The organism is Citrobacter sp. CtB7.12 (assembly GCF_001297795.1).
Lineage (GTDB): Bacteria > Pseudomonadota > Gammaproteobacteria > Enterobacterales > Enterobacteriaceae > Citrobacter_A > Citrobacter_A amalonaticus.
This window is the reverse complement of the sequence record NZ_LIFT01000002.1, coordinates 40586-65870: the sequence shown is the minus strand read 5'-3', so window position 1 is coordinate 65870 and position 25285 is coordinate 40586. Positions and strand designations below refer to the sequence as shown.

The 25285-nt window shown below is 54.0% G+C and carries 26 protein-coding genes; 7 read left to right on the top strand and 19 right to left on the bottom strand.

Features of this window, described 5'->3' with window-relative positions; genetic code table 11:
- Nucleotides 1-258 precede the first annotated feature (258 nt).
- Nucleotides 259-1554, bottom strand: a complete 1296-nt coding sequence (gene phoR / locus AOY24_RS01955; protein WP_043001621.1) for a phosphate regulon sensor histidine kinase PhoR — start codon at nt 1552-1554, stop codon at nt 259-261.
- Between the two features lie 41 nt (nt 1555-1595).
- Nucleotides 1596-2285, bottom strand: coding sequence for a phosphate response regulator transcription factor PhoB (gene phoB / locus AOY24_RS01950; protein ID WP_043001622.1), 690 nt, complete (start codon nt 2283-2285; stop codon nt 1596-1598).
- 196 nt (nt 2286-2481) lie between these two features.
- On the opposite strand from phoB, the gene sbcD reads away from it, so the two are divergent.
- Together sbcD and sbcC are read left to right on the top strand one after the other, a co-directional pair.
- On the top strand, nt 2482-3684 hold the full coding sequence (gene sbcD / locus AOY24_RS01945) for an exonuclease subunit SbcD (protein ID WP_054176069.1): 1203 nt from the start codon (nt 2482-2484) through the stop codon (nt 3682-3684).
- A complete protein-coding gene (gene sbcC / locus AOY24_RS01940; RefSeq protein WP_054176068.1) occupies nt 3681-6824 on the top strand; it encodes an exonuclease subunit SbcC in 3144 nt (1047 codons plus the stop codon). Before sbcD ends, sbcC begins: the two co-directional genes overlap by 4 nt.
- 39 nt (nt 6825-6863) lie before the next feature.
- Here the strand turns inward: sbcC and mak are convergent, their stop codons facing one another.
- A complete protein-coding gene (gene mak, locus AOY24_RS01935) occupies nt 6864-7772 on the bottom strand; it encodes a fructokinase (protein ID WP_054176067.1) in 909 nt (302 codons plus the stop codon).
- 125 nt (nt 7773-7897) lie between these two features.
- Here mak and rdgC point away from each other — a divergent pair, with 125 nt between their 5' ends.
- The gene (gene rdgC, locus AOY24_RS01930; RefSeq protein ID WP_044259030.1) at nt 7898-8809 is read left to right on the top strand and encodes a recombination-associated protein RdgC; all 912 of its coding nucleotides are present in this window, start codon (nt 7898-7900) and stop codon (nt 8807-8809) included.
- Nucleotides 8810-8846: 37 nt separating this feature from the next.
- On the opposite strand, the gene ppnP is transcribed toward rdgC, so the two are convergent.
- The 5 genes from ppnP to AOY24_RS01905 form a co-directional block, all read right to left on the bottom strand.
- On the bottom strand, nt 8847-9131 hold the full coding sequence (ppnP, locus tag AOY24_RS01925) for a pyrimidine/purine nucleoside phosphorylase (protein ID WP_042324593.1): 285 nt from the start codon (nt 9129-9131) through the stop codon (nt 8847-8849).
- Between the two features lie 70 nt (nt 9132-9201).
- On the bottom strand, nt 9202-9879 hold the full coding sequence (locus AOY24_RS01920) for an AroM family protein (protein WP_054176066.1): 678 nt from the start codon (nt 9877-9879) through the stop codon (nt 9202-9204).
- 253 nt (nt 9880-10132) lie between these two features.
- Nucleotides 10133-10324 carry a protein YaiA gene (yaiA, locus tag AOY24_RS01915; RefSeq protein ID WP_043001626.1) on the bottom strand — a complete coding sequence of 64 codons (192 nt, stop codon included), beginning with the start codon at nt 10322-10324 and terminating at the stop codon, nt 10133-10135.
- A gap of 25 nt (nt 10325-10349) precedes the next feature.
- Complete coding sequence (aroL, locus tag AOY24_RS01910) at nt 10350-10895, bottom strand: shikimate kinase AroL (RefSeq protein ID WP_044326523.1); 546 nt, start codon at nt 10893-10895, stop codon at nt 10350-10352.
- 182 nt (nt 10896-11077) lie between these two features.
- Nucleotides 11078-11536 (bottom strand): YaiI/YqxD family protein, encoded by a 459-nt coding sequence (locus AOY24_RS01905; RefSeq protein ID WP_043001628.1) that lies wholly within the window; start codon nt 11534-11536, stop codon nt 11078-11080.
- Nucleotides 11537-11684: 148 nt separating this feature from the next.
- Between AOY24_RS01905 and proC the strand changes: the two genes are divergently transcribed.
- Entirely contained in the window at nt 11685-12494 is an 810-nt protein-coding gene (proC, locus tag AOY24_RS01900; RefSeq protein WP_054176065.1) for a pyrroline-5-carboxylate reductase, read from the top strand.
- 15 nt (nt 12495-12509) lie between these two features.
- Here the strand turns inward: proC and adrA are convergent, their stop codons facing one another.
- The 6 genes from adrA to AOY24_RS01870 all read right to left on the bottom strand — a co-directional run bounded on the left by adrA (nt 12510) and on the right by AOY24_RS01870 (nt 18236).
- Nucleotides 12510-13610 carry a diguanylate cyclase AdrA gene (adrA, locus tag AOY24_RS01895; protein ID WP_054176064.1) on the bottom strand — a complete coding sequence of 367 codons (1101 nt, stop codon included), beginning with the start codon at nt 13608-13610 and terminating at the stop codon, nt 12510-12512.
- A 116-nt stretch (nt 13611-13726) separates the two neighbouring features.
- Nucleotides 13727-14047: a phosphate starvation-inducible protein PsiF gene (psiF, locus tag AOY24_RS01890; RefSeq protein ID WP_043001631.1), complete on the bottom strand. Its 321-nt coding sequence runs from the start codon at nt 14045-14047 to the stop codon at nt 13727-13729.
- Nucleotides 14048-14174: 127 nt separating this feature from the next.
- Entirely contained in the window at nt 14175-15590 is a 1416-nt protein-coding gene (gene phoA, locus AOY24_RS01885; protein WP_054176063.1) for an alkaline phosphatase, read from the bottom strand.
- 98 nt (nt 15591-15688) lie between these two features.
- Nucleotides 15689-15949 carry an anti-adapter protein IraP gene (gene iraP / locus AOY24_RS01880; RefSeq protein ID WP_043001633.1) on the bottom strand — a complete coding sequence of 87 codons (261 nt, stop codon included), beginning with the start codon at nt 15947-15949 and terminating at the stop codon, nt 15689-15691.
- A 235-nt stretch (nt 15950-16184) separates the two neighbouring features.
- Entirely contained in the window at nt 16185-17408 is a 1224-nt protein-coding gene (locus tag AOY24_RS01875) for a multidrug efflux MFS transporter (RefSeq protein ID WP_054176062.1), read from the bottom strand.
- Between the two features lie 168 nt (nt 17409-17576).
- Nucleotides 17577-18236 (bottom strand): extensin family protein, encoded by a 660-nt coding sequence (locus AOY24_RS01870; protein WP_082010113.1) that lies wholly within the window; start codon nt 18234-18236, stop codon nt 17577-17579.
- 128 nt (nt 18237-18364) lie between these two features.
- Between AOY24_RS01870 and ddlA the strand changes: the two genes are divergently transcribed.
- Entirely contained in the window at nt 18365-19459 is a 1095-nt protein-coding gene (gene ddlA / locus AOY24_RS01865; protein ID WP_054176061.1) for a D-alanine--D-alanine ligase, read from the top strand.
- A gap of 42 nt (nt 19460-19501) precedes the next feature.
- Here ddlA and AOY24_RS01860 read toward each other — a convergent pair whose 3' ends face one another.
- The gene (locus tag AOY24_RS01860) at nt 19502-19708 is read right to left on the bottom strand and encodes a DUF2754 family protein (RefSeq protein ID WP_043001637.1); all 207 of its coding nucleotides are present in this window, start codon (nt 19706-19708) and stop codon (nt 19502-19504) included.
- 257 nt (nt 19709-19965) lie between these two features.
- On the opposite strand from AOY24_RS01860, the gene AOY24_RS01855 reads away from it, so the two are divergent.
- On the top strand, nt 19966-20274 hold the full coding sequence (locus AOY24_RS01855) for a YaiY family protein (protein ID WP_054176060.1): 309 nt from the start codon (nt 19966-19968) through the stop codon (nt 20272-20274).
- An 11-nt stretch (nt 20275-20285) separates the two neighbouring features.
- On the opposite strand, the gene AOY24_RS01850 is transcribed toward AOY24_RS01855, so the two are convergent.
- The 3 genes from AOY24_RS01850 to AOY24_RS01840 form a co-directional block, all read right to left on the bottom strand.
- On the bottom strand, nt 20286-21380 hold the full coding sequence (locus tag AOY24_RS01850; RefSeq protein WP_054176059.1) for a DUF1615 domain-containing protein: 1095 nt from the start codon (nt 21378-21380) through the stop codon (nt 20286-20288).
- A gap of 14 nt (nt 21381-21394) precedes the next feature.
- On the bottom strand, nt 21395-22615 hold the full coding sequence (gene sbmA / locus AOY24_RS01845) for a peptide antibiotic transporter SbmA (RefSeq protein ID WP_043001640.1): 1221 nt from the start codon (nt 22613-22615) through the stop codon (nt 21395-21397).
- A 118-nt stretch (nt 22616-22733) separates the two neighbouring features.
- Nucleotides 22734-23267: an isochorismatase family protein gene (locus AOY24_RS01840; protein ID WP_043001641.1), complete on the bottom strand. Its 534-nt coding sequence runs from the start codon at nt 23265-23267 to the stop codon at nt 22734-22736.
- A gap of 201 nt (nt 23268-23468) precedes the next feature.
- On the opposite strand from AOY24_RS01840, the gene ampH reads away from it, so the two are divergent.
- Nucleotides 23469-24626 (top strand): D-alanyl-D-alanine-carboxypeptidase/endopeptidase AmpH, encoded by a 1158-nt coding sequence (ampH, locus tag AOY24_RS01835; RefSeq protein WP_044259053.1) that lies wholly within the window; start codon nt 23469-23471, stop codon nt 24624-24626.
- Here ampH and iprA read toward each other — a convergent pair whose 3' ends face one another.
- Nucleotides 24627-25250: a hydrogen peroxide resistance inhibitor IprA gene (gene iprA / locus AOY24_RS01830; RefSeq protein WP_043001643.1), complete on the bottom strand. Its 624-nt coding sequence runs from the start codon at nt 25248-25250 to the stop codon at nt 24627-24629.
- Nucleotides 25251-25285: the final 35 nt, after the last annotated feature.

Genomic DNA, 25285 nt, shown 5'->3' with positions numbered 1-25285 from the left:
TACAGTCAGTCTGACAGCATCTGGGGCGCAATTTAAACGCTTATAACGTTTTAAAGCAAGGAGGGATCCAAAAACCGGAAGATTATAGTGATATCAAATCTCATACCAGTGTAAAACACCATACTACAGAAAAAGTCATGGCTTATCATGCGAACAAAAAACAACCAGACGTTGATAAATTCAGCAGACTTATCTTAGCCGCAAAGAAAATAAGCCAGCATTGGCTGGCTTATGGAAAGAAAACCTTACGATTGCACTTTAAGCACTTTTTTTGGCAATTAATCGTTCCGGCAGCACAAAACTAAAGCGCGTCCCTTTACCCAGTTGACTGTCGATCATCAGGCGACTTTCATGATGATTCACCGCGTGTTTGACGATAGCCAGCCCCAGTCCACTGCCGCCCGTTTGCCGCGAACGCGCTTTATCAACGCGATAAAATCGCTCCGTTAACCGCGGGATATGTTCCGGCGCAATGCCCGGTCCGTTATCCTCCACGCTAAACTCCGCGCCGTGCGGTACCGTCTGCCAGCGGACGGTGATATGGGTTCCCGCTGGCGTATGGTTCACCGCGTTATACACCAGGTTGGACATCGCGCTACGCAGTTGTTCTTCATTCCCTAGCACTTTCAGCTGGTTATCCACCTCAAAGCTAAAAGTGTGCTTCTGCTGACTGAGCGTCTGCGCCTCGCGTTCGACCATGCGCAATATCATCGGCACATCGACCTGTTCATTGAGCAAAAGCGTCGGTGCGGCTTCAATTTTCGACAGCGTGAGCAACTGTTTTACCAGTCCTTCCATGCGCGAGGTCTGGTCGCGCATCGTTAACAGCGCTTTTTCGCGCGTTGCCCCTTCCAGCGTCTGCTCGTGCATCATTTCAAGATAGCCCTGCAACACCGTAAGCGGGGTACGCAGCTCGTGGCTCACGTTGGCGAAGAAATTACGTCTTGCACCTTCGAGCTGGTGCATCTGGGTCATGTCGCGCGCCACCATCAGCAGTTGCTTATCGGTATACGGCATAACGCGAATTTCCAGATGTCGCCCAGTATTAAGCACCAGATTCAGCGGCCGACTGAAGTCCCGCTGCTTGAGGTACTGCGTAAACTCCGGGTAGCGCAGCAGGTTAAGGATGTTCTGTCCGCTATCGTCCGGCCAGCGTAAGCCCAGCACCTGTTGCGCCAGACCGTTACACCAGAAGATCCCCCCCTCTTCGGTGGTCAATACCACCGCATCGGGCAGCGACTCCGCCCCGCTGCGAAAGCGTTTAATCAGATTGCCCAGCTCGCGACGACGCTTTTTATTGCGCAGTTGCATCTGATGCAAACCGTACAGCAGCGGTTCCCAACTGCCTCGTCCCGGCGGCGGCGTCATGCTTCTGTCGACCCACAGCCACCATGAGAGACGTAATAAATTCCAGAAATGCCAGATAAGCAGTCCTGTTACCGATGCCAGTAAAAACCACGGCAGGTAACCAAAAAATGCACTTAGGATGAAGGCCGGGATACAGCAAAGTATCAGCTCCAGCACCAACCTTTTCCATGACAGCCGTTCCAGCACGGGTCACTCTCCCTTCAGAGCCAGGCTCTTGTTCTTGCCTTTCAGAAACGGGTCGAAAAACGATACCCTGTCCCGCGAACCGTCTGCACCATCCGATCGTGGCCGCTGGCTTCCAGCGCCTTACGCAGACGGCGAATATGCACATCAACCGTGCGATCCTCAACGTAGACATTGGTGCCCCAGACGTGATTCAGCAGTTGTTCACGGCTGTAAACCCGCTCGGGATGTGTCATAAAGAAATGCAGGAGTTTAAATTCTGTCGGCCCCATGTCGAGTGGGTTGTCGCCGGTCATCACGCGGTGCGATGTGGGATCCAGGCTTAACCCCTGCATCTCGATGACCTCTTCCACCGCCATCGGCGAGATCCTACGCATCACCGCTTTGATACGGGCAACCAGCTCTTTCGGTGAGAACGGTTTGGTAATGTAATCATCCGCACCGGTTTCCAGGCCGCGTACGCGATCCTCTTCTTCCCCTCTGGCGGTCAGCATCATGACCGGAATATCCCGGGTCATCGCTTCACGCTTGAGGTGTTTAATAAACTGTAGACCAGAACCGCCGGGCAACATCCAGTCAAGGAGGATCAAATCCGGCCAGGGTTCATTAAGCTGGTTCACCGCACTGTCATAATCTTCAGCTTCAACGGGTTGAAAGCCATTTTGCTCAAGCACGAAACAGACCATTTCGCGAATTGGAGCTTCATCTTCTACGACCAGAATACGTCTCGCCATGATTTGCCCTGTTATATAAGTTGCTTATCATCATCTGTCTTAATGCGGCGCCATTATGCGTCAGTTTTATGACAGATTTATGAAAATGTATGCTGACGTTAACCTTAGGTTGTTGATTTATGACACCCGAGAAACGAGATATTACAGCTCCCGAATGGTTATAATCCCCTTTATGCTTTTTTGCCATGGAACCGTTATGCGCATCCTTCACACCTCTGACTGGCATCTGGGACAAAATTTCTACAGTAAAAGCCGTGCCGCTGAACATCAGGCTTTTCTTGACTGGCTGCTGGAAACGGCGGTTGAGCAGCAGGTGGACGCGATCATCGTGGCAGGCGATATTTTCGATACCGGCTCACCACCAAGCTATGCCCGCGAGCTCTATAACCGTTTTGTGGTCAACCTACAGCAAACGGGCTGTCATCTGGTGGTATTAGCGGGAAATCATGATTCCGTCGCCACGCTGAATGAATCCCGTGAGATTCTGGCGTTTCTCAATACCACGGTGGTGGCCAGCGCCGGTCACGCGCCACAGCTCCTGCATCGTCGCGACGGTCAGCCCGGCGCGGTGCTGTGCCCGGTGCCGTTTTTACGCCCGCGCGACATTGTCAGCAGTCAGGCGGGACTCTCCGGTCAGGAAAAACAGCAGCATCTGCTGGGTGCCATCACCGACTATTATCAGCAGCAATACGAGGCCGCCTGCGCGTTACGTGGCGATCTCGCCCTGCCGATTATCGCCACCGGCCACCTGACCACCGTTGGCGCCAGCAAAAGTGACGCTGTGCGTGACATTTATATTGGTACGCTGGATGCTTTCCCGGCGCAGAACTTCCCGCCTGCCGATTATATCGCGCTGGGCCACATCCACCGGGCGCAGAAAATTGGCGGTACGGAGCACATCCGCTACTCCGGCTCGCCCATCGCGCTGAGCTTTGACGAATGCGGCAAAAGCAAGTACGTGCATCGGGTGGACTTCCAGGACGGCGCGTTAGCCGGCGTTGAGGAACTCATCGTTCCGGTTACGCAACCGCTGGCAATATTAAAAGGCGATTTCGCCGCCATTACCGAACAGCTGGAGCAGTGGCGTGACAGCCCTCCGGCCCCCCCGGTCTGGCTGGATATCGAAATCACCACCGATGAATACCTGCATGATATGCAGCGGAAAATTCAGACGCTGACGGAAACGCTGCCCGTTGAGGTACTGTTAGTCCGACGCAGTCGGGAGCAGCGCGAACGCATGTTGTGTAACGAACGCCGGGAAACGCTGAGCGAGCTGAGCGTGGATGAGGTATTTACTCGCCGTCTGGCGCTGGAAGAACTTGAGCCGCCGCAGTGCGAACGCCTGACAGCACTTTTTCACCGCACACTACAGACACTGTCCGGGGAGCATGAGGCATGAAGATTCTCAGTCTGCGCCTGAAAAACCTCAATTCGCTGAAAGGGGAATGGAAGGTCGATTTCACGGTGGAGCCCTTTGCCAGCAACGGCCTGTTTGCCATTACCGGGCCTACGGGGGCGGGTAAAACCACTCTGCTCGACGCGATTTGCCTGGCGCTGTACCACGAGACGCCACGCCTGAATACCGTGTCGCAATCGCAGAACGATCTGATGACCCGTGATACGGCGGAATGTCTGGCGGAAGTGGAGTTTGAAGTCAAAGGCGAAGCGTATCGTGCGTTCTGGAGCCAGAACCGGGCGCGCAACCAGCCCGACGGTAATTTACAGGTTCCGCGCGTTGAACTGGCGCGCTGTGCCGACGGGAAAATCCTTGCCGATAAAGTGAAAGACAAACTGGAGATGACGGCGGAACTGACCGGTCTGGATTATGGTCGATTTACCCGTTCGATGCTGCTCTCGCAGGGGCAGTTCGCCGCCTTCCTCAACGCGAAGCCGAAAGAGCGTGCGGAACTGCTGGAAGAACTGACTGGCACGGAAATTTACGGCCAGATCTCTGCCCAGGTGTTTGAGCAGCACAAAACCGCACGCACCGAACTGGAAAAATTACAGGCGCAGGCCAACGGCGTCGCGCTGTTAGCCCCCGACGCGTTGCAGACGCTGACAGAAAGTTTGCAGGCACTCACTGACGAAGAGAAACAGCTGGTCTCCCAGCAACAGACTGGACAGCAGCAACTGAACTGGCTGACGCGACAGCACGAACTGCAGACCGACGCAAACCAGCGTCAGCAGATGCTGCGGGTTGCCCAGGAAGCACTGGAAAACGCCCAGCCACAGCTGGCAACGCTCAGCCTCGCACAACCTGCCAGAGCGTTGCGCCCATTATGGGAGCGCATTCAGGAACAATCCGCTACCGTTTCCCGCACTCGCCAGCAGATTAACGAAGTAAATACTCGCTTACAGAGTATATTTACGCTGCGCAACCACATCCGACGCCAGGCAGAGCAACAGTCCACCGCCCTGCTCGCTACGCAACAGACGCTGAGCGAGTGGCTAAACGAACACGATCGCTTTCGCCTATGGAACAACGAGTCAGGAGGATGGCGCGCCCTTTTTGCTCAGCAGGCCAGCGATAACGTTCAGCTGGCAAAATGGCAGCAACAGCAGGTCAACGATAGCCGCAAGCTGGAATCGCTGCCGCCAGTGACGCTCAATCTGACGGCAGAGGAAGTCGCAGCGGCGTTGGTGCAACATGCGCAACAGCGTCCTCTGCGCCAGCAACTGCTTTCGCTCCATGGTCAGATTGTTCCCCGACTGACGCGTTTGAGTCAGCTTCAGGCGACGATAACGCATAACAAACAGGAACTGGCCCGACTCAATACCCTGCTGGAGGCAAAGCGCCAGCAGTATAAAGATAAATATCAGCAGTATCAGGATGTTAAAACACTCTGTGAGCAAGAGGCGCGGATCAAAGATCTGGAAAGCCAGCGTGCGCAGTTGCAGTCCGGCCAGCCCTGCCCGCTTTGCGGTTCCACCACCCATCCTGCTGTCGCGGCATATCAGGCACTCGAACCTGGTGTTAATCAGGCGCGACGCGATGCGCTGGAAAAAGAAGTCAAAATGCTGGCCGACGAAGGCGCCACCCTGCGTGGACAGTCCGAGGCAGTCAACCAGCAGCTACAGCGTGACGAAAGCGAAGCGCAGACGCTGGCTAAAGAAGAGCAAGCGCTCACTCAACAGTGGCAAACGACGATCGGTGCACTGAACCTCACGTTACAGCCGCAGGATGATATTCAGCCCTGGCTGACGGCGCAGGACGAACACGAGCAGCAACTCTACCAGTTGAGCCAGCGCCATGACCTACAGGCGCAAATTACCGCCCATGCACAACAGGTGGCGCAGTTCCGCCAGCAAATCGACCAGCGCCAGGCGACGCTGGCAGCACAGTTAAGCCGCTATACGTTGTCACTTCCTGAGGAAGGCAGCGAGGAGGCATGGTTAGATGCGCGCGCGGCAGAGGCACAAACATGGCAACAGCGGCAGACGGAGTTGACGGCGATACAGGCGCGCATCGCGCAGCTCACCCCGCTACTCGAAACGCTGCCCGCCGTTGATACCGACGCTGAAGATGATGCAAGCGTGACGCTGGAAAACTGGCGTCAGGTTCATGACGAGTGCGTGTCGCTGCGCAGTCAATTGCAGACATTACAGCAGCAGGAGAAACAGGAAACTCAGCGCGCTGCCGATGCGCAGGCGCAGTTCGATGCCGCGCTGTCGCACAGTTTGTTTGCCGATCAGGCAGCATTTCTTGCCGCGCTGCTGGATGACGAGGCGGTCACGCGTCTGGAACAGCTAAAACAGTCGCTGGAAAACCAGGTTCAGCAGGCACAGACGCTCGCCGCACAATCGGCGCAAGCGCTGGAGGCACATCAGCAACAGCCGCCAGCGGGTCTGGATCCCACGCTGTCGATTGAGCATGTTCAGCAAACCGTGGCGCAGCTTAACGATCGGGTACGCGATAACGCTACGCGTCAGGGCGAAATACGCCAACAGCTAAAACAGGACAGCGACAATCGCCAGCAGCAGCAGACGTTGATGCAAAAAATCGACAACGCGATGCAACAGGTTGAGGACTGGGGCTACCTGAATGCGCTAATCGGCTCTAAAGAGGGGGATAAATTCCGCAAATTCGCCCAGGGGCTGACGCTGGATAACCTGGTCTGGCTGGCGAACAACCAGTTGACCCGCCTGCATGGTCGCTATTTACTGCAACGTAAGGCCAGTGAAGCGCTGGAACTGGAGGTGGTCGATACCTGGCAGGCCGACGCCGTACGCGATACCCGTACCCTTTCCGGTGGCGAAAGTTTCCTGGTCAGTCTCGCGCTGGCGCTGGCGCTCTCCGATCTGGTCAGCCACAAAACGCGCATTGACTCGCTGTTCCTTGATGAAGGCTTCGGCACGCTCGACAGTGAAACGCTGGATACCGCCCTTGATGCGCTGGATGCGCTCAACGCCAGCGGAAAAACCATTGGCGTGATTAGTCATGTAGAAGCGATGAAAGAACGGATTCCGGTGCAGATCAAGGTGAAGAAAATCAACGGACTGGGCTACAGCAAACTCGACAGGATGTTTGCCGTAGAATAACAGGTACGACAGGCCGGATAGCGCCGGCCTCTCCTGGCATTATTCCTGCGGCCACAGCCACGCCGCACCGCGCACGCCGCTGGAGTCACCATGCAGAGCCTTACGTACCGGCGTTTCACACTCACCACCAAACACAAACTGTTTAATTAGCGGCGGTATCGTTTTGTACAGGCGGTCAATATTGCTCATTCCGCCGCCGAGAACGAAAACGTCCGGGTCAAGAATATTCACCACATGAGCCAGCGATTTTGCCAGCCGCAGCTCATAGCGGCTGAGCGCCAGTTCGGCCAGCGCATTTTGCTCCTCCACCAGACGGATAATCTCACTGCCTTTTAAGGCGTTACCGCTCAGGCGCTGGTAATCGGTGGCGAACCCGGTACCGGAAATAAACGTCTCAATGCATCCCTGTTTTCCGCAGTAGCAGGGGACTTCTTCACGGTAGCGAAGCTCATCCTCATCCATCCACGGCAAAGGGTTGTGACCCCATTCGCCCGCCGTCCCATTGCCGCCGATGTGCGCCCGACCGTTGAGCGCCACACCTGCGCCGCAGCCGGTACCAATAATCACGGCAAAAACCGTCATTGCCTCGGCAGCCGCTCCATCAACGGCCTCAGAAACGGCCAGACAGTTCGCGTCATTCGCCAGACGAACGTCACGCTGCAGACGGGTGCTGAGGTCTTTATCAAACGGCTGACCGTTCAGCCACGTGGAGTTGGCATTCTTCACCACGCCGGTGTAAGGCGAAATGGAACCCGGGATCCCTATCCCTACCGTCCCCGTTTGTCCGGTGGTCTGCTCCGCCATCGCCACCAGCGTGGCAATGGTTTCGATGGTTTGCTGATAGTCATTTCGCGGCGTCGGCAGACGATGGCGGAACAGTTGTTCACCAGCCTCACTGAGCGCGATCACTTCCGTTTTGGTGCCGCCTAAATCAATACCAATACGCACACGATGTTCCTCTTTTTTTGGGAATATCAACAGAGTAGAGCGAGGTATAGGGAATGGCAATGCAAGCCTGCCGACAATTCGTTACTATACGCGCTGGATTTAACGACAAGGCCGTGGAAATTATCATGCTGTGGTTCAAAAATTTAATGGTTTACCGTCTTAGCCGCGATATTTCATTGCGTGCCGAGGAGATGGAAAAACAGCTAGCCTCGATGACGTTTACCCCTTGCGGTAGCCAGGATATGGCAAAAACGGGCTGGGTGCCGCCAATGGGATCGCACAGCGATGCGTTGACGCATACTAACAACGGCCAGATTTTGATTTGCGCGCGTAAAGAAGAGAAGATCCTGCCCTCTCCGGTGATCAAACAGGCGCTGGAAGCGAAGATCGCCAAACTGGAAGCCGAACAGGCGCGTAAGCTGAAGAAAACCGAGAAAGACTCGCTGAAAGATGAAGTGCTGCATTCGCTGCTGCCGCGCGCCTTCAGCCGCTTTAGTCAGACCATGATGTGGATCGACACCGTGAACGGATTGATCATGGTGGACTGCGCAAGCGCAAAAAAAGCGGAAGATACGCTGGCGCTGCTGCGTAAGAGCCTCGGCTCTCTGCCGGTGGTTCCGCTGGCGCTGGAAAACCCGATTGAGCTGACGCTCACCGAGTGGGTGCGTTCCGGCACCGTGGCGCAGGGCTTCCAGTTACTCGACGAAGCCGAACTGAAAGCCATGCTGGAAGACGGCGGCGTGATCCGGGCAAAGAAACAGGATCTGGTGAGCGACGAGATCGCCGTGCACATTGAAGCCGGTAAAGTGGTGACCAAACTGGCGCTCGACTGGCAGCAGCGTATTCAGTTTATGATCTGCGATGACGCGTCGATTAAGCGCCTGAAATTCAGTGACGAACTACGCGATCAAAACGAAGACATCGACCGGGAAGATTTCGCCCAGCGTTTCGACGCGGACTTTATCCTGATGACCGGCGAACTGGCCGCGTTGATTCAGAATCTGGTGGAAGGTTTAGGCGGCGAAGCGCAGCGCTAAACGAAGATTCCCTCTCCGCACGGAGAGGGAAAAAATATTACAGATAGCGGCAAAGATAAGAGGTCGGTTCTGCGACCTGTAAATGAAACTCGCTATGGCCCGGGACGTTAAATACTTCTCCTGCGGCATACACTTTCCATTCGGTGGTATCCGGCAGTAACACATTCAACGCGCCGCTTACGACCGTCATCTCTTCAGGCTCTGCGGTACCGAAGGTGTATTCACCTTCCAGCATCACGCCTACACTGGCACGGCCAGTACTGCTGCTGGTAAAGCCGATTGATTTTACTTTGCCGGAAAAGTATTCGTTACTTTGAAGCATAAACGGACCCTGTCTCGTTGGTAAATTGACAACCAATATAGGGGGCAGCCCTTTGGCCTGTCACGCAAAATTAAACCAGCAGTTCTGAAGCCAGTCGCGCAATCAGCACATTAGAGAGCAGTACCGGGACATCAAGCGATTTTTGCAGGACATCGCGGTGGCGCTGATGAAAACCCAGGCAATCGAGCATAATAACATCTGCCCCTTGCTCCAGCAGATCTTTACCGGCTTCAATCAACTGCTCGGTGGTGCCGTGAACCGGATTCGCCAGCGAGAACAGCGGCGGCGACTGTAAAACCTGCCATTTCTCCGCTTGATCGGCCATCAGATCTTCAACCGGCACAATCACCCCCACCTGATGGCCATCGACAATTGAGGCCACCAGCGGTGGAATAATACGCAGCGGCTCAAGCAGAATGCTGTTACGGGCGGTCATGCTGGCAATCGACACGGTGCTCATCAGTAAAATGACGTCGTAGCCCTGGTTATCCAGCACTTCGATGACGCTTTGCAGATCGCGTTCTACTTTCTGCCGCGAAACATAAGCCAGTTCATTATCGTTAAGCAGGGTTAACAGCGGGTCTTCGTCGGATTCCAGCGCATATTCCGCCAGAACGTCATCACGACTCATTTTTCCGAGCAAGCTGTGATGGGTGATATTTTGTTCGTCGATGTACTCAGTCAGAAGCGGTAAGACTTCACTCATGGGTACAACACCGATTGTGAGGATAGCCAACGACGCACTCATTTTTTCCACCTTCTTTTTTACTTCGTCGTTTATTCCCGGGCAAATGCGCTGCACCACTGCCGACACTTACCTTTTGCAAATGCAAAAAAGCGTAGCAGGCGCAGCGCAAATCGCTGTGTAAAGATTCCAGATCATTCCAGTAATAGGTTGTTATTGTTTGATGTTAGTTTTCAGGTACAACGATTCATCGGCGAAAAATGTGATGCAGGTTGGGTTTACACTCGCTCAGATTCCATTCCGAGCCGTTCAGTCGTCAGGTTTTATCAGGATCTTCGTAACGGGCTTTCGCATCCATCGCTTCCTGCGCGCTGGGATGCTCGCTGATTAACGAATCCGGTTTAGGGTGATCGGCACGTAACTGGTACCAGGTGACCGTCTGTCCCGGCGTCCCTTTCTCAATGGTGACAATATACGCTTCGCGTGGATATGGCGGTTTGGTTGGCATAGTGCTTCCTTCTGTCGAATGAAGTTTAAGTATAGACCCCGCCTTGCCTGCAGCGCGCGCGCTGCGCCAGCCTGCGCTGAATTTCAGAAATCACCTGGTCAGGTGAATTCGCCGCATCAATGATGAAATGGGCCGCTTCGCGATACAAAATATCCCGCTGTTGCAGCACCTCCCGCACCTCTTCGCTCAGGGGTTTACCGGTCAGCGTGGGGCGCAACTCCTCTTCAGGCGAGGCCTCAAGACGATGAACCAACGTGGAAACCGGCGCGCTTAAATAAATGACGATGCCGTTATCACGCATAAAGTGACGGTTATAATCAGTGAGAATGATTCCCCCACCGGTCGCGATGACCGTTGACGGTGCAGTCACCGCCGCCAGTGCCGCCGTTTCTCTGGCGCGAAAACCCGGCCAGCCTTCACGCTCGACGATTTCCGCGACGGTCATTTGTACCTGCGACTGCAGCCATTGATCGGTATCGACAAACCGACAACCAATTGCCGTAGCCAGCGCCATGCCAACCGTTGTCTTTCCACAGCCGCGTGGGCCAACAAGATAAAGCGGTTGCGTCATAGTGGGCGTTCCCCAGAAGGCCGCAAAGCGGCAGGATCAGATGTCATTAAAGGAATAATCATACCATCAAACTAGTACAGCGTTAAGTGTAAAGTATTTATTCCACTAAAAGTGAAAATATCAATGTACGGCCTACTATATCAAGAAAAAGCGCCGAGGAAAGTGTAAAAAATAAATTACATTCACGCGTTTCTGCGCTGAACTTCCAGCCACCACTTTTCCAGTTCCGCCGCAAAATGCTGACGATCGCGGGCAGAGAGGCTATCCGGACCGCCCGTCTGGATCCCGCTGGCGCGCAATGTATCCATAAAATCGCGCATTGTCAGACGTTCGCGAATGGTCGATTCGGTATAGCGCTCACCGCGCGGATTAAGCGCCGACGCGCCTTTCGCCAGCACCTCGGCGGCCAACGGGATATCGGCCGTGATGACCAGATCGCCCGCCGCACACTGGCGCACAATCTCGTTATCCGCCACGTCAAAACCCGCAGGTACACGCAGCGTACGGATATACGGCGACGGCGGCACGCGCAGGCTCTGGTTCGCTACCAGAATCAGCGACATTTGCATGCGCCCGGCGGCACGATAGAGGATCTCTTTAATTACGTTCGGACACGCATCCGCATCCACCCATATGGTCATACTGGCTCCCGTCTCTTGTGCAATCGGCTATTGTCTCGTGCTTTTGCGCTGCGGCAAAGTGCTGTTTACCCTTCATGCGTCTTTCAATCCGCGCTAAGCTAGGCTTTATCAAACAAAACAACAACTATCACCCATAGGGAGTGACGAGATGGAGAAGAAAATCGGTTTTATCGGCTGCGGTAATATGGGGAAAGCAATCCTCGGCGGCCTGATTGCCAGCGGTCAGGTGCTTCCAGGCCAGATCTGGGTCTACACCCCTTCCCCCGATAAAGTTGCCGCGTTGCACGATCAGTATGGGATCAACGTCGCGCAGTCCGCCCAGGAAGTCGCCCAGGTGGCGGATATTGTTTTCGGCGCCGTGAAGCCGGGCATTATGATCAAAGTGCTCAGCGAGATAACCTCCAGCCTCAACAAAGAGTCGCTGGTGGTCTCTATTGCAGCAGGCGTGACCCTCGATCAACTCGCCCGCGCGCTGGGACACGACCGGAAAATCGTACGCGCAATGCCGAACACGCCGTCGCTGGTTAATGCCGGGATGACCTCAGTGACGCCAAACGCGCTGGTTACCCCGGAAGACACCGCGGATGTGCTGAATATTTTCCGCTGCTTTGGCGAAGCCGAAGTGATTGCCGAGTCGATGATTCATCCTGTGGTTGGCGTCAGCGGCTCCGCCCCGGCGTATGTCTTCATGTTTATCGAAGCGATGGCTGATGCCGCAGTACTGGGCGGTATGCCGCGCGCACAGGCTTACAAATTTGCCGCTCAGGCGGTCATGGGTTCCGCGAAGATGGTACTGGAAACGGGCGAGCATCCTGGCGTACTGAAAGATATGGTTTGTTCGCCTGGCGGCACGACGATTGAAGCGGTCCGCGTACTGGAAGAGCGAGGATTTCGTGCGGCGGTGATTGAAGCGATGGCGAAGTGTATGGAGAAGTCAGACAAACTCAGTAAATTCTGAGTGAACAACCGGACGTCAGGCCGCCACTTCGGTGCGGTTACGTCCGGCATTCTTTGCTTTGTAGAGCGCCAGATCGGCCGATTTCAACCATTCCCGATAGTGACTGAACTGCGGCGTTAACGGCGCAACGCCCACGCTGATATGTAAAATGACCTGCGGCGCGCAGGCCAGACGTAACCCGCGTAGCCCCTCATGAATCCGTGACATCGCCGCGATGGCGCTCTCGGCTGGCGTACCGCACATAATCACCGCAAATTCATCACCGCCAAAACGCCCGATCACATCGCTCCCGCGCAAGGTGATTCTCAGCTGTTGGGTTAGCGCCAGAATAGCTTCATCGCCAACATCATGACCCCAGGTGTCATTAATACTTTTGAAATGGTCGATATCAATGATCAGCAGCGTGGCCTCCCGATGCTGGCGACGGCAGTGCTCAAATTCGTTGCGCAGTAATATTTCCCAGTGTCGCCGGTTGTAAACGCCTGTCATGCCATCACAGGTACTCATCACCTGTAACCGACGCTTATGTTGCGCCAGCCTGGTCGCGGCCTGATAGCTAATCCAGGAGAATAACAGCGGGTAAATCACGATGACCGGCAGCGTCAACACCCCTTCCAGCGGCGCGCTTCTTAAAGCCAGAGAGGTTCCCGTTAACTGCAATGTGACCAGACAGGCAACCACCATCAGAGCCAGTCCGGTAACAAACAGTCGCACACCGCCTGCGCCCATCAGATTCATACAGATGATCATCAACAACGCGGCGGAAGGCAGCGCATTGACGCCCATCAGTCCCATCCACATTCCGGCGAGTACCGCATCTGTTTTTAAATTGGCAAATTCCCGACTCATCGGGTCGACGGCTCTGCTGGCGATTTGCCAGGCCAGATGAGGCCAGACGAACGCCCATCCCACCAGCAACAACCACCAGACGCCGGGGACAGGGTTCGCGACCAGCGCGGCGGCGACAGGGAAAAACATCCCTCCCAGCGCCACTGCGCGCGGCACTCTTACTCGCCGGGCGAATCGCAGTCCAGAGCGTTGATGGTCGTTTTGCTGCGATGAAAGAGCGGTTTCATCGAGATCGACCGCTTGTTTGTAAAAGTTTTCGTCGTTCATTATTTTTTGGGAACATTCTGAAACAATTTTCCCAAATTATAGAGACGGGTCAGGCGGGGAAAGTATGATATTTCGGGTGAGCGTTTTTCTTTGCTCACCCGTAAGCACTAGGTCGGCTAGGCTGCTTTCTTCAGGCAGGCACTCATAAACTTACTGCGGTCGTCACCTTTTAGCGATTGTTCCGTCGCCTGGACGTTGCACTCGCGCATTTTTTGCTGTTGCGGCGTCAGGCTTTTTTCACCAGGAGCTGACTTGCTGTTTTTAAGGCAATCGCTCATGTACGTCTTACGGGCATCTCCTTTCAACGCTTTCGCCGTCGCCTGTTGATTGCAGGTGGTCATGCGCTGCTGCTGCGGGGTTAACGTTTTCTCAGCCGCACCAACGGTCGTTAAAAAGATCAAACCAAACAATAGGGTAACCAGTAATGTTATTTTCATAGCACCATCCTTTTTTGAGTATTCACTCGACTATCTCCCGCGAATAAACGCCGGGAGATTCAGATAAGTCTGGCTGCTAACGATAAAAAAACCACCCTTCAGCAAAAGTTATCCTGCCGGGGGTGGATTATTTCAGGCCGAGTGCCGCTTTCATGGTATAGAACAGGTCGGTTTGATCGGTCAGCCCCACCACGTTGGCCGCATGAGGGCCGTAGGCCGCAATACGCAACTGGCTGCCGGTATGCTCCTGCGATTCCTCTTCGGAGTTGCCATAGCTGATCACCATCACGGCGCCATCTTTGGTGTTTAATGCCTGGGTCAAGCCCGGCGCTTTTGTCTCTGGTGCGACGATCTGGCTGGCGTGAGCGTGATCGGCAGTGACGATCACCAGCGTGTTACCTTCTTTTTTCGCAAAGGCCAGCGCGCGCTGCACCGCTTCGTCCAGATCCACCGTCTCGCCGATCTGTCCGCAAGGATTGGCGGCGTGATCCTGTTTATCGATGGAGGCCCCTTCCACCTGCAGGAAGAATCCCTTCTCATTTTTGCTGAGCAACTCAATGGCTTTGTCGGTCATTTGCGCCAGCGTAGGTACGGTCTCATCGCGTTTTGGATTCGGCGTACAGGTTACGGCAGGCTTATCAATATTGCCGTGATAAGACGCTTTTGGGCCTTCCCAGCGCACAGGCATGTTGCCGTCAGAGAACAGGCCCAGCAACGGTTTGTCCTGACTGGCTTCGCCGATCGCCGCCAGCGAAGCCGCATCGCCGACCAACTGGTAACCCCGGGCCTCGGCCTGTTCACGCAGCGTTTTGCCCTGCCACTCGCCGGCGGTTGCGGTTTCGGCGAACGTTTTCGCACCGCCGCCCAGCGTGACATCCGCGCGGGCATTCAGCAGTTGTTCGGTGATCGAGCCTTTACCGCCATTTTCCAGCGCATTCGTCGGGCATTTCTCGCTCGTTACGCTCGGGCCATAGCATTTACGAGACGTCACGTGCGCTACCAGCGCGGCTGGAGTGGCATCCTGCAGCTCGGCGGTTGAGACGTTACCCGTCGCCAGCCCCGCCGCTTTCGCCATTTCCAGCAGCGTCGTATGATATTTTTCGTGAATATCGACGCCCAGCGCGCCATTGTAGGTTTTCACGCCGGTTGTCCATGCGGTTGCTGATGCCGCAGAATCCGTCACGTAATCCGGTTTACCGGTTTTTTTATTCAGCGCATAGTGGGTGTATTGGCCAGTCAGCGGTAAGGCATCAATCCCTTTAAAATAGCCACCCGCGCCTTCAGCATAATTTCGCGCGGCCGTAATTTCCGAATCACCCATACCATCGCCAATCAATAAAATAATATTTTTAGCCGGTTTATCATTCAGTGATTCGCGCAATGCTTGTGTTTGATCGGCCGATAATCGGCGTGCTCCGCCTGGCGTTGTAATATCACCCTGTGCGGCACGATTGTCCAGCACCGCCATTGACGACGTTTCAGAATGACTCACAGGCATATACAACAGTGGTAACAATGCAAGAGCAATAGCGCTTTGTTTCACTTTATTTTCTCCATGTACTTAATACACTTAAAATAAAAAACAAAGCGACTATAGGTCTCTGATATGACAGGTTTATGACAGCATAGAAACGAAATAAACTAGTAACGAGGATGCCTCAACAGCTTTTGTACGTACTGGCGCAGCAACTCCGTATCGTTATCCGGAACGCTGGCATCGGGCTTTACGTCATCAAGTGCGCCCTCTACCTGATGAATCAGCATTTGCTGCTCGTTCTGAGCCATATTGCGCAGCATCGCTGTAACGATAATCTCTAATGCTTCTACCTGAGCAACCAGTTCTTTCGACTCTTCCTCTTTCTGGGCAAGCTTAAGCAACAACTCAGCTATTAGATTTTTCATGACCGCATTTCCTTATCCAAAGAAGGCTGACGGTATCACTATGAATCCATGCTGCCTAGAGTCTGAAAGTAGTATTTTTATAAAAAAGGAAAGACTTTGCGTAAATAATCACAGAATACGGTGAGCGAAACGTTTCTCGCGCGAAAACCGAACGCTAAATTAAAAGCCAGGAATAAAATAGTCACCCCTGGCCATAATCAAAAGTTATGCTAAAAAATGACTAATTTCACTTAAGTCATTTCTTTTTAATCGCTTCAACCCGCTTGCGGATATTTCGCCGCTGACGCAGAACCAGGGCTAACTGACAAATGTTAATCATCACGATAATGGCAGTGGCAATAAATACCCAACGGAATCCTGCCATGGCTGAAACCGTTGCGCCCATCAGCGGGCCAGCGACATTGCCAAGATACATAAACGATTGGTTATAACCAAATATACGCCCGGTTATTTGGTCACTGGAATATTTGACCAGTAGCGTCTGAACCGCGGGTAGCATGGCGCCATCGGCAAAACCGAGCAGAAAACGTAATACCCCGAGCTGGAAAGGCGTCGTCACCCACGACATGGCAAAAAACAACACGACCGCACAAATCAGCGTTGCCATCAGGATCCTTTCGGTGCCGATGCGATCCCCAAGTTTACCCAGCCGGGGCGCGGAGATAAGCGCGGAGACCCCAGGCACCGAGGCAATTAATCCACTCAGAAAAGCAATATTATTACTATCAGGGGCCATCGACTTAATAAATAGCGCCAGGATCGGGCTGATTGAGCCATTACATAACTGAATCACCAGCGTGGTGAAAAACAGGCTGATCACCAGCGCCGGATAAGGTAGCGACGCAAATACGGCTTTTCCGCTCAATCGTTCGCTCTTTTTCAGCGTCGGGCGCACGCCTTCTTTAATCAAAAAGAGCGTGACCATAAAGCTGACGATCAGCAGCATTGCAGTGATAAAAAAGACCGGGCGTAAGCCCACGTGATCGGCAATAAAACCGCCCATCAGCGGGCCACCAATCACACCGCTGATTTGCGCGGTCGCCAGCGTACTGAGCGCCCAGCCACTTCGTTCACGGGGCACCTGAGACGCCACCAGCGCCATCGCATTAGGAATATAGCCGGACGTTAACCCCATGATGCCGCGCAGCAGGAAAAGCTGCCAGACGTTGGTAGCAAAAGCCTGCAGCAGTATCGCAATCGCCATGCCGAGCGAGGCGCGTAGCAACATCAGCTTGCGACCTTTACGGTCTGCCAGGCTACCCCAGAGCGGAGAAACAATCGCGGAAATTAAGAATGTGACGCTGAATGTCAGACCGGACCACATTGAGAGCGCTTCGTGGGAGTTCACCCCAAGCTGCGAAATATAGAGTGGCAAAAACGGCAGGATTTGACTGATTGCCAGACCGGTAAAAAAGCAGCCGAACCAGACGGAAATGAGATTAACTTTCCAGGATTCCATAAACGCTCATCGTGATAAATAGCAGAAAACGCCGGCTAGTTTAGCAATCTCCACGTCTGTCAGGGGATCCGCAGGTGCGGTGGCACGTAATTTGCTATTTTATCTTCCCGTTCACCACATTTGTGATACACATCACATTAAAACCCAACAAGCCACAGGGCTTTATGCTTAGCGACAAAGGCCAATTCCCCGTATTCCCAGGTGAAAATGGTTGGCGTGAGCGGCGTTGTAGTCCGGCCCCAGGCCGTTGCCATAATATTGACAGCTCGCGCTGAGCAGCACCCGCAGCCACGTTGCGTTTTCTTCCTGCTTCCAGCCGCGCAGAACGGTAACGTGTCGCCCGTCGGCGAGAATAAAGCCGCTGATATCCAGGGCTTCTGCGCTCGCATGTTCGCTACGGCGTGCATCAGGGCGATGGTAAATGTTGCGGCAGGCATAGCTGCCGAGATGCTCGATCCGGGTCAGCCGGCTTTCCATCATACGTTCCGTTAAGGGTGCAGCCTGCTGAGCGACATACAGCGCGGAACGCAGTGCTAACGGACAGGAGGCAAGGAAGCTGCTGCTCAGTTTGACTGCGCCAAAATCCCGCACCCGTACTACGTCGGTTAAGGGACATTCGCCAGCGCTGTCGGCTACGGACTGCGACGTGATCAGCTTCTGCTCGTTTGCCTGTTGCAACAGCGTCTGACAGCGCGCTGGCGTCAGACGTTTAAGCTTAAATTGGGTAAGCCAGTTGGGTGGATCGGATAACTCAAGCGGGGCGAGCGGGTCATAATAAGACGGCAGATAGTGATATCCCACGCCACACGCCACGCTCAGAATGATCATCGTCAGCCAGACTTTTCCTCTCACGCTTCCTCCCGTGTAATTCTCCCTAACATTATGGCAGAAGCCCGCGAATCCCTCGTTTTGTCGTGGTAATGTATACGCTTTGCGTTCGAAGGAATGGGTTTAAGATGGCAAAGTTGCGGGTAGGAATCGTATTTGGTGGTAAATCAGCGGAACATGAAGTGTCATTGCAATCGGCAAAAAATATTGTCGATGCCATCGACAAGACCCGCTTTGAAGTCGTGCTGTTAGGCATTGATAAGCAAGGACAATGGCACGTCAGCGATGCCAGCAATTATCTGCTCAATGCCAACGATCCTGCGCATATTGCGCTGCGTCCTTCTGCGACCAGCCTTGCGCAGGTTCCGGGCAGACACGAGCAACAGTTGATTGATGCGCAAAATGGTCAGCCGCTGCCGACCGTAGACGTGATTTTCCCGATTGTGCACGGCACGCTGGGTGAAGATGGCTCACTGCAGGGAATGCTGCGCGTGGCGAATCTGCCCTTCGTGGGTTCCGACGTGTTGGGTTCAGCCGCGTGTATGGATAAAGACGTCACCAAACGCTTGTTGCGTGATGCCGGACTGACTATCGCGCCGTTTATTACGCTGACGCGAGCCAACCGCAACACGATAAGCTTTGCCGAGGTAGAAGCCCGTCTTGGCCTGCCGCTGTTCGTTAAGCCCGCCAATCAGGGATCGTCTGTCGGCGTTAGCAAAGTCACCAGCGAAGCGCAGTACGCGCAGGCGGTCGCCCTCGCCTTCGAATTCGATCACAAAGTGGTGGTGGAGCAAGGGATCAAGGGGCGCGAGATCGAGTGCGCAGTGCTGGGCAACGATCATCCGCAGGCCAGCACCTGTGGCGAGATCGTGCTCAACAGTGATTTCTATGCCTACGACACCAAATACATTGACGATAAAGGCGCAAAAGTGGTGGTTCCTGCGGCGATTGATCCGCACATCAACGACAAAATCCGCGAGATCGCCATTCAGGCGTATCAGGCGCTGGGCTGCGCTGGCATGGCACGCGTCGATGTCTTTTTAACCGCCGACAATGAGGTGGTGATCAATGAGATCAACACCCTGCCAGGCTTTACCAACATCAGCATGTATCCGAAACTCTGGCAGGCCAGTGGCTTAGGTTACACCGACTTGATCACCCGCTTGATCGAACTGGCGCTGGAACGCCATGCTGCAGATAACGCGCTGAAAACGACGATGTAATCTGCACTCCCCGATAAGCCTGACAGCGGTTTGTTGTCAGGCTTACGCCGCGTCATCCTCCACGCGACGACGAATAATCAATCCTGCCAGCCAGAAACTGACGATCCAGGTCACCAGCCCCACGGCATAGGTTTGCCAGCCCCTGGCTTCAAACCCCAATAGCCCGACAACGCCGTTCAGAATGAAAATCAGGCCGATAGCAAAGGCGTAGTAGTGCCAGTCACGGCGAATTTTTAAAGGCAGGTTCATGGAAACTCCGCAGCGAAAAAAACGTATCGTCGCATATTACGGGAAACCGGTCTGTGTCGTGTGCGGAATTTCTTAAATGTTGCCAAATTTAATTTAAGGTAACCAATTTGTGACAACTGACAAAAATCTGCAATCCAGGATTCATCCCAGACTGAAATTACCATCATTCTGATATTGACAAACGCGATGACCTGTCACACTCACGGTAAGTTACTGGCATGGTGTCAGAGATGCAGAATTACTCGCGGAGGTCATTTATGGCTGATTTCACTCTCTCAAAATCCTTGTTTAACGGGAAACATCGAGAAACCGCCTCTACGCCAGGCAATATCGCTTATGCCGTGTTTGTTCTGTTCTGTTTTTGGGTCGGGGCGCAGATCCTGAACCTGCTGGTTCACGCGCCTGGCGTATATGAACATCTGATGCAAGTGCAAGAGACAGGACGCCCGCGCGTAGAGATTGGGCTGGGCGTCGGCACCATCTTTGGTCTGGTGCCGTTTCTGGTCGGCAGTCTGATTTTCGGCGTCATCGCCGCCATTCTGCGCTGGCGCTACCGCCACCAGTAATGGCCAGGCGGTTATTGCCCCATGCACTTCGCACGACGATCGTCGACCCGTTTTGCAAACCATGCCGTGGTGAGATTACGGGTGATTTTCGGGCTTTCCAGTTGAATACCGGGCAGCATTTCACGCGGTAATCTCTTCCCTGTCTTTGCTTCAGCAAGCGTAAACACCTTTTCATAAAGCGCCGTTTCTTCAAACGCCAGACTGTCGCCTTTCTCCAGTTGGCGACGGATCGCGCTTTCGCTGAGATCCAGTTTTCCCGCCAGTTTACGCACCGCCAGCTCCGTTTTACCGGCGTCTTTACTGCCGTAGGCGATCAGGTCGCCATCCAGCGCCAGTTTGACGCCGCTGGCTTTACTGACTGCGTTCTGAAACGCGGCGTTTCGACTGGCATACCATCCGGCGTTGAAGTCGGCAAAGCGGAAAATCGGCGCGCTGTAGTTGGCCGGGTAATTGAGCAAATGGTAGGTTCCGAACCAGAGTCCACCGCGACGGCTGAACACTTCCTGGCGCACCGTTCCCTCCATCTTCCACGGATATCCTTTGCTGTGCTGCTCGGCAAACGCAATGCTGACCTGCATCGGACCACCGGTATGGACCGGATTCAGCGAACCGAACAGCGTCTGCCCCATCGGCACCATATTAATAAAGTCATCGAAAATGGCGCTGAGCTGTTTTTCCGTTTTTACTGTGTCCAGACGCTCGCTATAGCTTTTCCCGTTCGGGGAGGTGATTTTCAGCGCGGTATGCACCAGGAAAACCGGAATATGCATCCGTTCGGCGCGCCGGTCTATCTCCTTCCAGGCAATGTTGTTCAATCCCGGAACGGCGGGATCGGCCTGATAGTTGGACTCCTGCTGCGCGACCGCCAGCACCGAACAGATATTTTCCACCGTCGGTGCCAGCTTCTGGCTTTCAAAGGTTTTGGCGATATCCTGCGCCCAGGCGTCCCGATCCTTCACGCTGGCCGGCATTTTCTGGCGCACCACGCTCGCGACATCGACCGGTTTCTCGCCTTTTTTGAGCGGTTGCGAAGGCTGACTGCTACATCCCGCCAGCACCAGTCCGGCCAGCAATGACAAAGGGTAAAGACGAGACACCGCCGACATAACGTTTCCTTTTGTTAACCAAGTGTGTGGGTGACAGCCTGAATATCCCGCTCGTCCAGTTCACGCTCAAAACTGCGCAGACGTTTATAGATAGACATCAGTTCAACCAGCGTTGTCCAAGAGTTGATCAGGTACTGGAACGCGCCCCGCACCTGGCTAAAGACGTTGGTAATTTGCGTCATCAGACCCAGGGTAATCGTACCGGCAACAATCGACGGAAACAGCAGGAACAACCCGAAAACGTTGTCCACCTGCAGGTAGAGAATGCGCGCGATATTAAAATACATGTAGTGGAAATAGAGACGGAAATAGTTCTGGCGAACCGCACTGAACAGCTCACGAACCGTCGGCGGCGTGGCGCGGTTGGCATCATCTTCCCCGTATACCAGCTCTTTACGATAAGCCGCTTCCACCCGCTGATTTTTAAATTCCAGTCCCGGGAGCTTGATCCCGACTACCGCCAGCATACCGGTGCCCATCAGTGACCAGACGATCGCCGCAATCACCAGGCCATAAGGCACATGGCCGACTATCGGCAGTTCGGGCACGTGCGGAGAAAGCGCAACCAGCACCGGCAGGAAGGCGATTAGCGTCATGATAGCGTTAATAAAGCTCACGCCCATGCTTTCCAGCGTTGAGGCAAAACGCATGGTGTCTTCCTGCACACGCTGCGCGGCCCCCTCGATATGGCGCAAATGCTGCCACTGCGCCATGTAATATTCGTTCATCGCCGTACGCCAGCGGAACACATAGTGGCTGACAAAAAAGTTGTTCAGCACGCTAATCACCACGGCAATCAGCGCGATACCAAGAAAGATCCCCAGTTCGTTATAGAACTGGCTCATGGTGACCTTATGTGGTGCGCTGAGGGCGGTCTGGATCAGATCGTAAAATGGCGCATACCAGGCGTTGACGGCCACCCCGACTTCAACGAGAAACCAGGTGACGAAGATAATCAGCGAGGTGCCAAGAATTGACCAGTACTGCCAGCGATGCGGACTGTAGAGAAACCAGAACAGCGCAAACAGCCCGACGCAGAGCACGTAGTAGGCATAAAAAATCAGGTAGCTCGGCGACCAGAAACGGGCGGCGCTGATAGGCACGGCGCCCGTTGCGCCAGTCATCCGCGCAACCCAGTCCCCACCACCGGCTTGCCAGAAAATAACCGCGACTATTGCCCAAATAAAAGCCGAAAGGAAAAAAGGACCCGGCTTTGGGAAAAAAGACTTAAACATGATGCTCTCCTGCTAACTTCTTATCGTTATGACAACTGCTGTGCTTCTGCCGCTGCGCGGACTAAAAATAAACGATCACAACAGGCGAAACCGCCCATTGTGACCAACATGGCGACGCTTAGTTCGTTTTCCAGTCCTGAAGAATTGTTTCGACGGGTTTCACACGTACCGGATTGCCCGGCACGATCAGATTGCGCCAGACATCATTATGGTGCGCAATCAGCGTCTGGGCAGGTGCAGCCGCGCGATGTGCGGTGGTGTGGGCATCTTCCGCAACCGTAATGCGATAACTCCGGCTGGCACCGTTTCTGATGGTGGTATCGACACAATAGTCCGTCGCACAGCCGCAGATGACAAAGTGTGAAATCGCCTGCTCGCGGAGCAACTGTTCGAGCGCCGTTTTGTAAAAAGCATCACAGGCGGTTTTCGTAACATATTTGGCGTTCACGGGTGTCTCCAGTTCAGGCAGCAGCGCAAACCCCGCGCTCCCCTCCTCCAGGCCACCCGCCTCGGTGTGTTGAATAAAAATCGTGAGATCGGCTGCCCGCGTCAATTGATTGATACGTTCCACACACGCATCCCGATTAATACGCGGCGTGGCAAACACGCCGATTTGCATATCAACAACCATCACAACCCGTTTTTCAGACATCGTCAGCCCCATCCAAGAGTGGTAATGAAAGATTATTGCACGCCCCGGATCACAAAAGCGGACTTTCTTTCGCGGCAAAAACGCTACGTTTACGCGTCGTTACGTTTTTCTCACTATCCTTGCTCTAATTAGCGCTTTGCAACAGGCGGTACAGTAGTATAAATACGCTTAGTTTTTTACTCTCATTCATGGACACCACCGTTGAAACGTAGTCTGCTTTTTTCTGCCGCGCTGTGTGCGGCGTCATTGACCTCAGTCCAGGCGGCTCAGCCTGTTGCCGAACCGGTTTTTGCGTCTGATATTGTCGAACGTTACGCCGAACATATTTTTTATGGCAGCGGCGCGACGGGGATGGCACTCGTCGTGATCGACGGAAACCAGCGTGTTTTTCGCAGCTTCGGTGAAACCCGTCCGGGCAATAACGTTCGTCCGCAGCTGGATTCGGTGATTCGCATTGCGTCACTCACCAAACTGATGACCAGTGAAATGCTGGTCAAACTGCTCGATCAGGGCACCGTAAAACTGAACGATCCGCTGAGCAAATATGCCCCCGTCGGCGCGCGCGTACCGTCGTATGAGGGAAAACCGATCACGCTGGTCAACCTGGCGACGCACACCAGCGCACTGCCCCGTGAACAACCCGGCGGCGCGGCAAAGCGCCCGGTATTTGTCTGGCCGACGCGTGAACAGCGCTGGAGCTATCTCTCCACGGCGACGTTAAAAGCCGCTCCGGGTTCACAGGCGGCCTATTCCAATCTGGCGTTCGACCTGCTGGCGGATGCGCTGGCAAACGCCTCCGGCAAACCCTATGCCCAGCTTTTTGAAGAGAAAATCACCCGCCCGCTGGGCATGAAAGACACGACCTATACTCCCTCTCCCGATCAGTGCAAACGTCTGATGGTCGCGGAGAAAGGGGCCAGTCCGTGTAATAACACGCTGGCAGCCATCGGCAGCGGCGGGGTTTATTCAACGCCGGGGGATATGATGCGCTGGATGCAGCAGTATCTTTCCTCTGATTTTTACCAGCGCAGTAATCAGGCCGACAGAATGCAAACGTTGATTTATCAGCGCGCGCAGTTAACGCGGGTAACCGGTATGGATGTCCCCGGCAAGGCCGATGCGTTGGGCTTAGGATGGGTCTATATGGCGCCGAAGAATGGACGCCCGGGCATTATTCAAAAGACCGGCGGTGGCGGAGGGTTCATTACCTATATGGCAATGATTCCGCAAAAAAATGTGGGTGCGTTTGTCGTTGTCACTCGCTCTCCGCTCACCCGCTTCACAAGCATGAGCGACGGTATTAACGAACTGGTGGTTGAACTGAGCGAAAATACACCGCGCGAGGTTCCTGCGTCTTAATTAATAATCAGAAGGCAAACGGTTTATTCCCACCAGTTTGCCTTTATTCATTTCGATGTAGCCGCCTTTTCGTAACGCCGCAAGGACCTCTGCTACCACGGAACGCGAAATTTGCGTGCGCTGATGAATATAACTCATCACCCCAATTTTTGAGCGTAAACCTTCATCCCACTCAATCATCGAGAAAAGGGTGGTTCGGATCTGTTCGTAGGAATTATTACCAATTAACTGGCGATCGCGCTGCTGCAGGATACGGTTCTGCCAGGTCAGCCAGTAAAACGCCTCACGCCATAGCTGATATTCTTCAATAATATCAATAGCTTGTGAAGACTGCAGGTGATAGCCTGAACATACTCCCTCGCTGATGAGATCATAATGAGCATCATTTTTCATCACCCCATTGCTCAATCCCATAATGAAAGGGGCCTGGGCGATACCCACAAGAATATGTTCATTACGTCTTAATGAGATAATCCCCTCCAGAATCACTACCGTCGTGTCGGGATTCTTTTCAGTGGAATAAAGAAGATGTTTTGCATGGACATATTCAAAACGTGTCCCAAATTTTGACAACGACTTATCAAGCTGAGCAAATTCTTTTAACGGTTTATTCAGAGATAACATCTGCGCGTTCCTTGCAGTAATGCCCGCCAAATTCT

Coding starts and splice junctions, on each gene's coding strand:
- AOY24_RS01920 (WP_054176066.1), bottom strand. CDS start 9,879: ATGAGTGCGTCGTTGGCTATCCTCACAATCGGTGTTGTACCCATGAGT.
- AOY24_RS01860 (WP_043001637.1), bottom strand. CDS start 19,708: ATGAACCTGCCTTTAAAAATTCGCCGTGACTGGCACTACTACGCCTTT.
- AOY24_RS01905 (WP_043001628.1), bottom strand. CDS start 11,536: ATGACCATATGGGTGGATGCGGATGCGTGTCCGAACGTAATTAAAGAG.
- ddlA (WP_054176061.1), top strand. CDS start 18,365: ATGGCAAAGTTGCGGGTAGGAATCGTATTTGGTGGTAAATCAGCGGAA.
- sbmA (WP_043001640.1), bottom strand. CDS start 22,615: ATGTTTAAGTCTTTTTTCCCAAAGCCGGGTCCTTTTTTCCTTTCGGCT.
- sbcC (WP_054176068.1), top strand. CDS start 3,681: ATGAAGATTCTCAGTCTGCGCCTGAAAAACCTCAATTCGCTGAAAGGG.
- iprA (WP_043001643.1), bottom strand. CDS start 25,250: ATGTTATCTCTGAATAAACCGTTAAAAGAATTTGCTCAGCTTGATAAG.
- psiF (WP_043001631.1), bottom strand. CDS start 14,047: ATGAAAATAACATTACTGGTTACCCTATTGTTTGGTTTGATCTTTTTA.
- AOY24_RS01840 (WP_043001641.1), bottom strand. CDS start 23,267: ATGTCTGAAAAACGGGTTGTGATGGTTGTTGATATGCAAATCGGCGTG.
- iraP (WP_043001633.1), bottom strand. CDS start 15,949: ATGAAAAATCTAATAGCTGAGTTGTTGCTTAAGCTTGCCCAGAAAGAG.
- aroL (WP_044326523.1), bottom strand. CDS start 10,895: ATGACGCAACCGCTTTATCTTGTTGGCCCACGCGGCTGTGGAAAGACA.
- AOY24_RS01855 (WP_054176060.1), top strand. CDS start 19,966: ATGGCTGATTTCACTCTCTCAAAATCCTTGTTTAACGGGAAACATCGA.
- AOY24_RS01850 (WP_054176059.1), bottom strand. CDS start 21,380: ATGTCGGCGGTGTCTCGTCTTTACCCTTTGTCATTGCTGGCCGGACTG.
- ppnP (WP_042324593.1), bottom strand. CDS start 9,131: ATGCTTCAAAGTAACGAATACTTTTCCGGCAAAGTAAAATCAATCGGC.
- phoB (WP_043001622.1), bottom strand. CDS start 2,285: ATGGCGAGACGTATTCTGGTCGTAGAAGATGAAGCTCCAATTCGCGAA.
- rdgC (WP_044259030.1), top strand. CDS start 7,898: ATGCTGTGGTTCAAAAATTTAATGGTTTACCGTCTTAGCCGCGATATT.
- yaiA (WP_043001626.1), bottom strand. CDS start 10,324: ATGCCAACCAAACCGCCATATCCACGCGAAGCGTATATTGTCACCATT.
- adrA (WP_054176064.1), bottom strand. CDS start 13,610: ATGAACGACGAAAACTTTTACAAACAAGCGGTCGATCTCGATGAAACC.
- sbcD (WP_054176069.1), top strand. CDS start 2,482: ATGCGCATCCTTCACACCTCTGACTGGCATCTGGGACAAAATTTCTAC.
- AOY24_RS01875 (WP_054176062.1), bottom strand. CDS start 17,408: ATGGAATCCTGGAAAGTTAATCTCATTTCCGTCTGGTTCGGCTGCTTT.
- AOY24_RS01870 (WP_082010113.1), bottom strand. CDS start 18,236: ATGATCATTCTGAGCGTGGCGTGTGGCGTGGGATATCACTATCTGCCG.
- proC (WP_054176065.1), top strand. CDS start 11,685: ATGGAGAAGAAAATCGGTTTTATCGGCTGCGGTAATATGGGGAAAGCA.